11 protein-coding genes are annotated in these 11,759 nt (G+C 37.8%); 7 read left to right on the forward strand and 4 right to left on the reverse strand.

The genetic code is table 11. The features are described 5' to 3' along the window. Positions 1-569 (reverse strand): glycoside hydrolase family 3 N-terminal domain-containing protein (locus AC22ZQ_RS07735; protein ID WP_318958208.1); only part of this gene is annotated, 569 nt, incomplete at its 3' end. A 140-nt stretch (positions 570-709) separates the two neighbouring features. On the opposite strand from AC22ZQ_RS07735, the gene AC22ZQ_RS07740 reads away from it, so the two are divergent. The 5 genes from AC22ZQ_RS07740 to AC22ZQ_RS07760 are packed head-to-tail and all read left to right on the forward strand — an operon-like array spanning position 710 to position 5,648. Continuing rightward, on the forward strand, positions 710-1,045 hold the full coding sequence (locus tag AC22ZQ_RS07740) for a hypothetical protein (RefSeq protein WP_318958209.1): 336 nt from the start codon (positions 710-712) through the stop codon (positions 1,043-1,045). Next, positions 1,046-2,914, forward strand: a complete 1,869-nt coding sequence (mutL, locus tag AC22ZQ_RS07745) for a DNA mismatch repair endonuclease MutL (protein WP_318958210.1) — start codon at positions 1,046-1,048, stop codon at positions 2,912-2,914. Next, positions 2,911-3,642 carry a rhomboid family intramembrane serine protease gene (locus tag AC22ZQ_RS07750; RefSeq protein ID WP_318958211.1) on the forward strand — a complete coding sequence of 244 codons (732 nt, stop codon included), beginning with the start codon at positions 2,911-2,913 and terminating at the stop codon, positions 3,640-3,642. Before mutL ends, AC22ZQ_RS07750 begins: the two co-directional genes overlap by 4 nt. A gap of 1 nt (position 3,643) precedes the next feature. Further along, complete coding sequence (locus AC22ZQ_RS07755; RefSeq protein WP_318958212.1) at positions 3,644-4,549, forward strand: rhomboid family intramembrane serine protease; 906 nt, start codon at positions 3,644-3,646, stop codon at positions 4,547-4,549. Then, the gene (locus tag AC22ZQ_RS07760; RefSeq protein ID WP_318958213.1) at positions 4,539-5,648 is read left to right on the forward strand and encodes an endonuclease/exonuclease/phosphatase family protein; all 1,110 of its coding nucleotides are present in this window, start codon (positions 4,539-4,541) and stop codon (positions 5,646-5,648) included. The genes AC22ZQ_RS07755 and AC22ZQ_RS07760 overlap by 11 nt, the downstream gene beginning before the upstream one ends. Here the strand turns inward: AC22ZQ_RS07760 and AC22ZQ_RS07765 are convergent. Further along, a complete protein-coding gene (locus AC22ZQ_RS07765) occupies positions 5,635-5,856 on the reverse strand; it encodes a hypothetical protein (protein ID WP_318958214.1) in 222 nt (73 codons plus the stop codon). The genes AC22ZQ_RS07760 and AC22ZQ_RS07765 overlap by 14 nt on opposite strands. Positions 5,857-6,107: 251 nt before the next feature. On the opposite strand from AC22ZQ_RS07765, the gene coaD reads away from it, so the two are divergent. Both coaD and AC22ZQ_RS07775 read left to right on the forward strand, forming a co-directional pair. Continuing rightward, on the forward strand, positions 6,108-6,575 hold the full coding sequence (gene coaD, locus AC22ZQ_RS07770; RefSeq protein ID WP_318958215.1) for a pantetheine-phosphate adenylyltransferase: 468 nt from the start codon (positions 6,108-6,110) through the stop codon (positions 6,573-6,575). 8 nt (positions 6,576-6,583) lie between these two features. Then, positions 6,584-7,996 carry a TlpA family protein disulfide reductase gene (locus tag AC22ZQ_RS07775; protein ID WP_318958216.1) on the forward strand — a complete coding sequence of 471 codons (1,413 nt, stop codon included), beginning with the start codon at positions 6,584-6,586 and terminating at the stop codon, positions 7,994-7,996. 44 nt (positions 7,997-8,040) lie between these two features. Here the strand turns inward: AC22ZQ_RS07775 and uvrA are convergent, their stop codons facing one another. Both uvrA and AC22ZQ_RS07785 read right to left on the reverse strand, forming a co-directional pair. Beyond that, positions 8,041-10,842, reverse strand: a complete 2,802-nt coding sequence (uvrA, locus tag AC22ZQ_RS07780) for an excinuclease ABC subunit UvrA (protein ID WP_318958217.1) — start codon at positions 10,840-10,842, stop codon at positions 8,041-8,043. 14 nt (positions 10,843-10,856) lie between these two features. Further along, positions 10,857-11,759 (reverse strand): ABC transporter ATP-binding protein (locus AC22ZQ_RS07785; protein WP_318958218.1); only part of this gene is annotated, 903 nt, incomplete at its 5' end.

The raw sequence follows: 11,759 nt of genomic DNA on the forward strand, positions 1-11,759 counted from the left end.
AAACTTCTAAACCCAATTACAGGGTTATTCGGGTTTGAATTAATATCTACTACAGGTGCAAAGTTGATGTGTATCCCTAGTGCTTTTAGTTCTTCTGCTATTATTTCTCCCTCTCTTTTTGTCAATGCTTCATCATTGGCTGCTCCTAGGGTCATTTGGTACGGTAAACGTTCTACACCTTTCAATCGCATACTTGCCCCCCATTCTGCATCCATCCCAATTAACAGGGGAATATTACTCTTTGCTTGTAAGCGTGCTATATTTTCTTTGGTCTCTTTTCGCTTTCCTTGAAAGAAGATAAAACCACCAACCTCATTCTCGGTTACGTGTTTGTCTAATTCCAACAAGTGAGCTTCGTCTCTATTGGAATACGCCGCTAACATGAAAAACTGACCAATCTTTTGACGCAAGGTCAATGAATCCAAGGTTTGCCGTGCCCAAGTATCGTCTTGCTGCAAAAATTCTGGTTCCTCATCTGCCGGAGCCAAAACAAAATTGGTAAGCGTAAACCATGTCGTTAGACTTATTAAGCCTAAAATGAGTCCTGTAGTTTTAGTTTTTCTTTGCATACTGTAAAAATAACTGTCGTTGTGTCAGCCACGACCAGATGGAATAATAATTGTTCACAAAAGAGGGTTAAATGCAGGAAACCCTTAACTTTGTTTGAGGATGAATTTACGAACATCTGCGCATAAAAATTACAAGTATCATGCTAGAACGCATTCGATTTATAAAAGTCAACAGAAATAAAAAATTTGATTACGCTCCCCGTTACTATGACGAACGCAAAGAGAAGTTGCAAGCCATGGCAGACCGTTACAACAACGAGAACAAGGGGGAAGTAACAGATGATGAAGCATATAGAAACAAAGTGAAAACGCGTATGCAGAATTCGTTTTCTATTCAAGACGAGTATAAAAATAAATCGAGAGCGTCAAATGTTCGACTTCTAATCATCTTGGGTATTCTTATTCTCATTTGCTATTATATATTTGGCACATTAGACACATTTTCGTCAGATATTATAAACATAGACCAGAAGTAAATGAGCGAAGTTATTCGATTATTACCAGATCACATTGCCAACCAAATTGCAGCCGGAGAGGTGATTCAACGCCCTTCATCTGTAGTGAAAGAATTAGTAGAAAATGCTATAGACGCAGGAGCTACTTTTGTGGAACTTGTAGTGAAAGATGCCGGAAAGACTTTACTTCAGGTAATTGATAATGGTGGCGGAATGTCTGAAATAGACTTGCGCATGAGTATAGAACGTCATGCTACCAGTAAAATACAGCACGCCGATGATTTATTTGCCCTAACAACAAAAGGATTTAGAGGAGAAGCATTGGCATCTATCGCAGCTATCTCTCATTTAAGCATTAAATCTAAACAAGCAGATAGCGATTTAGGAAGTGAACTATACGTTGAAGGTAGTAAGGTTATCCACCAAGAAGAATGCGTAGGTGCTACGGGTACTTGCATCAGTGTTAAAAACCTTTTCTTTAATGTACCAGCGCGTAGAAACTTTTTAAAATCAGACCAAGTAGAATTTAAACACATCGTAGAAGAATTTACGCGTATTGCCCTTTCGCACGGCGATGTTGGTTTTAAACTTACACATAACGATAGCATCATACACGATTTACCAGCAGCGAACATGCGCAAGCGTATCGTAGATGTCTTTGGAAAGAAATTCAACGATAAACTCGTTCCTATTGAAGAGAACACAGACATCGTTAAAATATCAGGTTTTGTAGGAAAACCGGAATTTGCTAAGAAAACAAGAGGTGAACAATACTTCTTTGTGAACAATAGGTTCTTTAAGCACAGTTATTTCAACCATGCAGTAACTGCAGCTTTCGACAATCTAATTCCAGCAAAAACTCATCCTTCTTACTTTTTGTTTTTAGAGGTTGACCCACACAGTATAGATGTGAATGTTCACCCTACCAAAACAGAAATTAAGTTCGAAGAAGAGAAGTACATCTACTCTATTCTGCGTAGTGCGGTTAAATTAGGGTTGGGAAAATATAACATTGCCCCTACCATGGATTTTAACCGTGAAACAGAATTTGACCTTCCGCTTTCTTACAAGTACGAAGAGCCGAAGGAGCCAACCATACAAGTTAACCCTAATTACAATCCTTTCGAGGAGGAAAAGAAATCGAAATCTACTTCACATAGCTCAGCCACGAAAGTGAGTGCTACTAAATATGAGAAGTCAGATGCCATTTCTCAACATGGCTTTGGTAACTTAACTCCGAGCACAGAGAGCTGGGAAAACTTCTACGAAATAGCCGAGGAAGAAGAAACACAACCACAACAAGAGGAAGTGTTTGAAAAGGAATCAACAGCGGCAGGCAAACAACAGTTTGTAATTCACGGAAAATACCTCTTCTCTCAGATTAAATCTGGAGTAATGTTAATTCATATCAAACGCGCCAAAGAAAGAGTTTTATACGACGAGCTCATGGCTAACTTCATGCTCAACCCTATTGCCTCACAACAATTACTTTTCCCTTTTGAACAAGAACTAACTAAGCAAGAGCGTTTGGAATGGGAAAACAACAAAACTTCTTTGGAACGACTTGGTTTCCATTACAGTTTTGAAGCTGATAAATTAGTATTAGCAGGTATACCTAATTTGGTACAAGATGAAGTCTTACAAATATTGGTAGACTCTATTACCGAGAAAATTGCGCACAATGAAATTGATAAAGGTGAGTTGGCGCATTCCCTTATTTCTACACTTGCGTCGGCAGCGGCCATGAGTGGAAACAAAGGACTAAAAGAAGAAGAAAAAGATTACTTAATAGAACAACTCTTCCAAGCAGAAGACCATATGTTTAGTCCGAGTGGATTAAAAATCATAGACACCCTTAGCTTAGAAGAATTAACCAAAAGATTTGCATGAATTTCTTAAATAACTTACACCCTGTTACCAAGAACCTACTATTGATTAATGTAGTATTGTACATCATCACGTACTTTGGGTTAAAGCAAGGATTTTTATTTTCTAATTATTTAGGAGGATATGTATTTAGCTCTCCTTTCTTTCAGCCTTTCCAAATAGTAACGCACTTTTTTATGCATGGTTCCTTAGGCCATTTAATAGGAAACATGTTTGGTTTACTCTTTTTTGGTAACCTACTCGAACAAGTTTGGGGTCCCAAAAGATTTTTCATCTTTTACTTCGTAACTGGTATTGGTGCCTTTATTCTTTACCAAGGCATTGGATACTATGAATTATTAGAAGTGAGAAAGCAAATTACTGCGATGGGGTTTGACTATCAGGACGTACATGAACTATTAAAAGAAGGTAAATATTACACCAGTGGTGGATCTGTTATGCGAGAGTATGTTGATATGCTCAGAACGCCAATGATAGGTGCTAGTGGAGCCGTGTTCGGAATTTTGGTTGCATCGGCTTACCTTTTTCCCAACATGGAAATCATGCTACTTTTCTTCCCCTTCCCTATTAAAGCTAAATACTTTGTTAGCATTTATTTAGTGTATGAAGTGGTACAAACCATACAATACAACCCAACAGATAACATTGCACACTTAGCTCACATTGCAGGGGCACTTATCGGTTTCATCATGGTGAAGATTTGGCAGAAGTCAAGAACTAACTTTTACTAAAATGAGTAGAACGTTTACAGAAGAAATAAAATACCAATGGAATTATGGCGGTATGTACATCAAGTTAATCGGAATTAACCTTGCCGTATTCTTATTGATTAATATTGCCTTAGCTTTTGCCGGTTTATTAGGCTATTCGGCACAAGCTAGCACACATAATGTTTTGCAACAAATCTTTGTGTTACACGGAGATTTTAAAGGATTGCTTACCCATCCATGGGGATTATTTACGAGCATCTTTGCCCACTTTGGTTTTTACCATCTACTCATGAACATGCTGGTACTCTTCTTTGTAGGTCGCATGTTCGAACAGTTCTTTACCAAAAAGCAACTCTTGTACACTTACCTGTTAGGAGGTGTGGTTGGAGGATTGGTACAAATTATCGCCCACCAACTTTTCCCGGGGTTACAAGCATCTGGAATTTACGTAGTGGGAGCCTCAGGTTCGGTAATGGCCATCTTTATGGCTGTAGCATTTTACAGACCTAATATGACCGTTCACCTTTTTGGTATTCTACCCGTTCGTATTATTCTTTTGGCCGGACTTTACCTTCTTTCTGATTTGATTAACATTTCTAAGAATGATCAGATTGCACACTTTGCACATTTAGGAGGAGCTCTAATTGGTTACCTTTCTGTTCAAAACTTGGGTTCACCGAAGAATATAATTGCACGCTTAGAGCAATTGTTCAGCAAGTCGAAGCAACCCAAAGTAAAACGTTCTAAAATGAAGGTGGTAAAGAACAAGAAATATAACACTCGTTCTGATGAAGCTTACAACGAGTTCAAAAACATAGAACAAGAACAAGTAGATGCAATTTTGGAGAAAATAAAAAAAGCCGGTTACGACAGTTTAACCAAACGCGAAAAAGAAATTTTGTTCGAATACAGTAGAAATGTCAAATAAGAAAAAGCGCTTCTTCTCTCTTAGAACTTTGATGCATTTCTTTGCGTTACTCACCAGTATTGCTTTACTCCTGAGTTACGTCAGTGTTTACGTACCTCCAAAAACCCTGTGGATACTTCCCTTATTCGGATTAGTTTACCCCCTGCTTCTAGTATTCACTCTACTCTTTTTAATCTACTTCACCTTTGGTAAATCTAGGTGGTTTTTACTACCCTTAGTGGTAATATTATTAGGAGGTAAACTTCATTTTAGATACATCAATTTAGGATGGGGACAAACTCAAACTGTAGCAGATCAAACGCTGAAAATCACCAGTTACAACGTTCGATTGTTCGATTTCTATCTTTCATCACAAGCGAACAATTATGACAATAAGGACAGTATCATGGCTTTCATTAAAAATGAAAATCCTGATATATTGTGCCTACAAGAATATTTTTACACAGATGGTAATACTGAATTCAACACCAAAAAGACACTTACCAAGCTATTAAAAAGCAAGGAGTATCATGAGCGTGTGCGTTTCCAACAAAATAAGAAACGAAACTTTGGGGTAAGTATTTTTTCAAAGTATCCCATCATTTCTAAAGGTGAGGTTAGTTTTCCGGCATCTGCGACCAACTATTGTATTTACACAGATGTAAAAGTGAACGAGGATACTTTACGCGTATACAATACCCATTTACAAAGTGTAAAGATCAAACCAGATGACGTTAATTTTAATTTAGAAGATGACGAGGAAACAAACTTACTGCGCTTAAAAACAACGGTAAAAAAACTTAAAAATGCCTATCCAGCAAGAACAGAACAAGCACAACTGATTTTAAAACATGCGGCTGCATCTCCTTACCCAGTAATTATTTGTGGAGATTTCAATGACCCTCCTATTTCGCATACCTACAACCTTTTCAACAAGGTATATAAAGATGCCTTTAGAAATGCAGGTAAAGGCTTAGGACGTTCCTACGCGGGTAAAATTCCAGCGGGTAGAATAGATTACATCTGGCATGATGTAACATTAGGTTCTCAAAATTTCAAGGTCCAAGACCAAGCATTTAGCGATCACTACGCGATCACAGCTGAAATCATTCTTCCTTAAGTTTTTCGAAACGTGAAATATTTACCAAAGGAAAATGCTCTCCGTTGGCTAAATAACCATGTTCCACCCCTTCTAAAACTTTAAACGTCACAAAGCTACTTTCAACAATTCGCTCCCCTTCTTCAGTGTTTAAATACAATCGCACTGGTGTTTGGTGCATCGCCAAACGTTCATATATATCGTACATTTCACAACTAACATTTTTCATAGCTTTCTATTTTTAAGGGCGCTTAAACGGGTCATTCAGTTGTAGCTCCTTGGCTTTCTCTCCTTTCCAAAACCAAGGCTCAAGAGCTTCTAAAGTCGCTTTGCTCCTTGCTTTGTCAATCTCGCAAAACCAAGGCACTACCCTTTCTACCCCTAGCGCAATCGTCATTACATCTACTTCATTCAGATTTATATCAATTAGACGAAGCCGAGTTAAAACCTTTCATTAATTTTGTTTACAAACAAGAAAACATGAGTCACACTATAAAAAGAGGAGTTTTCCCTGGATCTTTTGATCCTTTCACCAAAGGACACGAAAGCGTTGTGCGCAAAGCCATTGAATTATTCGACGAAATAATCATAGGTGTTGGTATCAATACCTCTAAACAATATTTGTTCGATACAGATAAACGCATCGCACATATAGCCTCACTTTTCGAAGATAACCCCAGAATTTCAGTTCAATCGTATACAGGCTTAACGGTGAAGTTTTGTCAAGAAGTTGAAGCGCAATACTTAATCAGAGGATTAAGAGACTCGAAAGACTTTGGATACGAGCGCAGCATTGCTCAAATGAATTTGGAGATTTCTGACATAGAAAGTTTATTTTTTATGACAGTTCCGGAATATGCCGCAATAAATTCAACAATTGTACGTGAGATATATAAGTCAGGAGGCGAAATTCACAAATTCGTAACCAATCCAGATTTACTCGTTTAAAAAATTATATGAAATACATCCTTTCACTTTTAAGCATTGCACTGCTAAGTACAGTTACACATGCGCAAGCACAAGAAGTTTTTATAGAAGGCTATGCGCAGAACATGGGTAGCGGAACAGTAGAAGTATTCGAAATTGTAGATTACCTAACCCGTTACGAAAGAAAAATTGGTAGCGGTACCATTTCTACCGACAGTACCTTCAATGTGCGTTTCACAACTAAAGGAACCCAAAAAGTAAAGGTGAAAATCAACAACAACTACTTCTACACCTACGTCCAACCCAATGCGCAATACGATTTGTATGTTAAAGACAAATCTCCCTACAACCCTGAACGACCAGAAGGGAACTTGGTAGAATATTTCTTTGGTGGACTCCCAGAGACAGACATCAATTACAAAATCATTGAGTACGATGATGAGATATTGAATTTCTTGCGTACGAACTATAGAAGAACAGATGTTAGAGCCAGAGAATTCATGTATAAATTGGATACCTTTAACATGGAAATCCAAGAAAAATACAAAGACGACACTTCTTCTTACTTCGAGGTATACCGTCGTTATGGCCTAGCAAGTTTAGATGACTTAAGTTTTATTGGAGCCAGTAATCGCTTGCAAAAATTTGATTTCTACTTAAAACCCTTTACCGTTAGCTATAGCAATGATAGATACATGGAATACTTTTTAAACTTCTATGAAAACTATCACTACAATTTAAGTAGAACAAAAGAACAAGAATTCTACAATGCTTTAGTTCAATCAAGTCCAACCCTATTGATGAACACTTTGGGTAATGTTTATGAAGTGAAACACAATCTTCGCGTTAGAGAATTGGTTCTGATTAACATGATGAGTGACTTATACTACAACGTTGATTATCCACAAGAGCCTATTTTAAATGTACTCGATTCGTTGGCAGGATTCGCTTTGTTCCACGAACACAGAGACATTGCTAAAAACATGCGTAAAAGGCTTACAGAACTAAAGCCAGGTGTTCGCTCGCCCAACTTTGAGTTCACGCACAACGATGTAACGAAACAAAAGGGTGACTACATCGGTAAATACCATTACGTGAGTTTTGTGAATACAGACATTAAAAACTCCATGGCCGAATTAGAGCTTTTAAGAGCACTTTATTTGAAATACGGTGGAACCACACAATTCACAACCTTTATCGTGAACAACAGCAATCAAAGTTTAGAAAAAATTAAAAAGAAATATGATATTCAATGGGAAATTGTTGAGGTGGAAAAAGAAGGTGATATCATCAAAGATTTCCAAATCTTAACCTACCCTCAATATGTTTTGATAGACCTTAACGGTTACATCGTGGCGGCACCTGCACTGGGGCCCAAACCCAACGGTGAATATCAAACCATAGAAAGACAATTACACGCCATTAGTAGATTAAGACCATAAAAAAAGCCCCAATAATTCGGGGCTTTTTTTTGGATGATACATCCTTATTTAATCTTTACTTCCTTTTCTAGTTTTTCTTTCAAGAATCTACCTGTATGAGAGTCCTTACAATTCGCTAAATCTTCTGGTGTTCCTGCGAAAACAAGGTTCCCTCCTTTATCTCCCCCTTCGGGTCCTAAATCAATCACATAATCAGCACACTTTACAACATCCATATCGTGTTCAATCACAATCACAGAATGCCCAATACCAATCAATGCATTAAAGGCAACTAATAGTTTTTCTATATCGTAAAAATGCAAACCTGTTGTTGGCTCATCAAAAATGAACAAAGTAGGTTTTGGATTTCTAGATTTAATTAAGAACGAGGCCAATTTTACACGTTGTGCTTCACCTCCAGATAAAGTTGAAGATGCTTGACCTAAGCTCAAGTATCCCAAACCAACATCAAACAGCGGTTGTAGCTTCTCTACAATCTTCTCCTCCGTTCGGGTTGTTCCTTCTTTAAAAAGCTCCAAAGCATTCTCTACATCCAACGCCAATATATCAGCGATCGAATGTCCTTTGTATTCCACCTCTAGGGTTTCTTGTTTAAATCTAGTTCCATTACAAGCTTCACAGTTTAAGTGAACATCGGCCATGAACTGCATAGAAACGGTAATCTCACCCTCTCCCTCACACATTTCACATCTACCTCCATCTACGTTGAAACTAAACCACCCAGGCTTATATCCCCTGATTTTTGAAAGTTGTTGTTTACTGAATAATTCACGTATGTCATCAAAAGCCTTAACATAGGTCACAGGATTACTTCGCGAAGATTTACCAATTGGGTTTTGATCTATAAACTCAACGGTATGTATGCGTTGTGTATCTCCTTCTAATATTCCAGAGTACTTCATCTCACCGCGGTGAATTCCTAAAATTTCATTCATCTTAGGAAACAACACATCCTTCACTAAAGAAGATTTACCCGAACCACTCACACCTGTAACACAAACCAGATTATTTAAAGGAAAATCTACTTCCATTCCTTTAATGTTATTGGCATATACCTTTTTCAAGGTTAATTTATCTTTGGTCGGGCGTCTATAATCAGGCGTAGGTATAACTCTCTTTCCTGTAAGGTATTGAGCGGTTAAACTCTTTTCTTCATTTATCAAAGCCTTGTGATCACCGTGGAAAACAACTTCTCCTCCATGCACTCCGGCCATAGGACCAATATCCAAAATACTATCGGCATTTTCCATCATGGCTTCTTCATGCTCCACCACAATTACCGTGTTTCCTATATCTCTTAAATCTTTAAGAACCTGAATTAATTTATCTGTATCCTTAGGGTGTAAACCGATAGAAGGTTCATCTAAGATGTACATTGACCCAACTAATGAAGAACCTAAAGAGTTGGCCAAATTGATACGTTGCGATTCACCTCCTGATAAGGTATTGGCTTGTCTGTTTAAGGTTAAATAACTCAACCCTAAATTAGAGAGCAACTCCAATCGATTAACGATCTCTGGTAAAACACGTTTGGTTACCATTTCGTATCGTTCTCCCAAGGCTAGATTTTTAAAGAACTCTAGGTTGTATTTTACAGAATCTAAAACAATCTGCTGTATGTTTTTACCTCCTAGTTTTACGTAAGAAGCATCTTTTCTAAGTCGTGTTCCTTTACAATCTGTACACTTGGTTTTCCCTCTATACCTTGCAAGTAATACTCTGTATTGAATTTTATAACTTTTCTTTTCTACAAAAGAGAAGAAATCATTGATACCTTCGAAATACTTATTACCGGTCCATAACAATTCATATTGTTCCTCCGATAACTCCTCCACAGGTTTATGTATAGGGAAATCAAATTTGGAAGCATTCATCACTAGGCCATTGAGGTATTTCGACATAGACTCACTGTTCCAGGGCAAAATTGCTCCTTCATATACGCTCAATGATTTATCGGGTATCACCAAAGACTCATCTATACCGATAACGGTACCGAATCCTTCACACGTTCTACACGCTCCAAAAGGATTGTTAAAGGTAAAAAAGTGTTCTGTCGGTTCTACGAATTCCATTCCGTCCAATTCAAAGCGGTTAGAAAACTCGAGTTCCTCCTTCGTATCATGCAGCTGAATAATACAGGTTCCGTTTCCTTCGGCAAAGGCCAATTGAACAGAATCTGCAATACGTGATATATTTTCCTCACTGTCTTTGTCAGACTTAATACGGTCAATAACCAAATATCCTTCCTTCACCTTTTTTGGAGGATTTTCTATCAAATCTGTTACCTGGTGTAACTCACCATCAAACAAAACACGCACATATCCTTGATCTTTTAACAAGTTCAATTGTCTATCTATTCCGTATTTATCGATGTTTAAAAGAGGTGCTAACACCAACGCTCTTGTCCCCTTTTCCAATGCGTTTATAGCATCCAACACATCACTAACGTTGTGTTTCTTTACTTCATTTCCAGAAATAGGAGAATAGGTTTTACCCACACGGGCAAATAGTATTTTCAAGAAATCGTAGATCTCGGTAATGGTACCTACTGTAGATCGAGGATTCGTAGAGTTCACCTTTTGTTCTATCGCTACTGCAGGTGATATACCTTTAATGAAGTCAACTTCTGGTTTGTCTAATTTCCCAAGGAATTGTCTAGCATACGCAGATAAACTTTCTATATACCTACGTTGCCCCTCTGCATACAAGGTATCAAAGGCTAAGGATGATTTACCCGATCCAGAAAGACCTGTAATCACCGTTAATTTTCCATGTTCAATTTTAACTTCTACATCCTTGAGGTTGTGCATGCGAGCACCCTTAATGTGTATGTGTTGTTCCTTCATGTAAGCCGCCGATCTTAATTGTTCTCTACTTGTTTTTTGCTCTCTTCTTCTTCCAATAATTGCTTTTGATACATTTCAGCATAAACTCCCTTGAGTTGCATCAAAGATTGGTGGGTTCCTTCTTCTATTTTTTGTCCGTCATCCAACACGATAATTTTGTCGGCATTACGAATAGAACTAACCCTATGAGAAACAATTAAGGTAGTGTTTTTTTCTATTTGAGGTTTTAAATTCGATAGGATGATTTCTTCAGTTTCTGTATCTACCGCAGATAAACAATCATCTAAAATCAAGAATTTTGGTTTACGCATCAAGGCTCTAGCAATACTGATACGTTGTTTTTGACCACCACTTAAATTAACACCTCGTTCACCTAACAAGGTTTCATATCCTTCTTTAAAATCTGTGATGTTATGGTAAACGTGGGCTTGCTTGGTAACAGCATCCAACTCCTCTTGTGTTGCATCCCTATCTTCTGTTAAACCAAATTTAATATTGTTGGCAATAGAATCAGAAAACAAGAACACTTCTTGCGGAACAACGCCCGTATCTTTGCGGTACTCCTCCAAGTTCACTTCCTTTAAGTTCTTGTTGTCAATCAACACCTCACCTTCTTGCGGATCAAACTGACGCATTAAAAGATGAATCACACTTGATTTACCAGAACCTGTTCTTCCCAAAATGGCCAATGTCTCCCCTTTATTAATAGTAAATGAGAGGTTTTTAACCGCTGTGATATTTGATGTTGGATAGGTATACGTAACATTATTAAACTCAATATTCCCCTGGAAATCTAACTCTTCTTGTGTAGGGTTTACAATTTCAGGCTCTTGCTTTAGGAATTCATTTATTCTTTCCTGACTGGCTGCAGCACGTTGGATTAATGACGTCACCCATCCCACAGATGCAAAAGGCCA

It is taken from the genome of Lishizhenia sp., assembly GCF_057456495.1.